This is a genomic window from Blastopirellula marina, from assembly GCF_002967715.1.
GTDB classification, from domain to species: Bacteria; Planctomycetota; Planctomycetia; order Pirellulales; family Pirellulaceae; genus Bremerella; species Bremerella marina_B.
Map to the genome: position 1 here is coordinate 1 of NZ_PUIA01000095.1, position 525 is coordinate 525.

Sequence of the window (525 nt, forward strand, 5' to 3'; positions counted from 1 at the left end):
GTTGTCAAGTTCGCCGTTTTCGAATCGCCACAGCACATGTTCGGTACGATCGCCGCCGTAACCGATGTTGTGGGCATTGCGGTCTCCGTAGAACTCTTTGAAAACTTCTTTGCCGCGACCTTCCCAGCCGTGGGTGATCGAGTCGCCGACCATCAGCAGGTCGATTTTCTCGGCGGCCTTGGCGGCGGCCAGCTTTTGTTCGTGGCGATCTTTCCACCAACTTTTGTCGTTGCGCGATTCCGAAGTGACGGCGGTCGGAACTTCCTTGGCGTCTTCGGCGCGGGAAACGTTCATAATCGTGAGCGAAGCGAGCAGTCCAAGCGTCCAGATACGCAGCATGGCGAGTCTCAATCTAAAGGAGGGTGGGGCGAGATGACGAATAGGCGACGCCGTGGCGCTGGCGGTCTGCGCTTGGCCCGGCATCTCTGATATTCTAGTTTCTCTCGGCGGCGGTTGCACGTCGCCCCAGAGAATCGGTTAATTTCCAAAACCGCTGGCGGTCCTGGGAAGTAAGAACCTTATGCT

General features: G+C 57.3%; 1 pseudogene. It reads right to left on the reverse strand.

What is annotated here, in order from left to right:
- A pseudogene (locus tag C5Y96_RS28060) lies at positions 1-339 on the reverse strand (acetylglucosamine-6-sulfatase); the annotation flags it as partial.
- Positions 340-525: the final 186 nt, after the last annotated feature.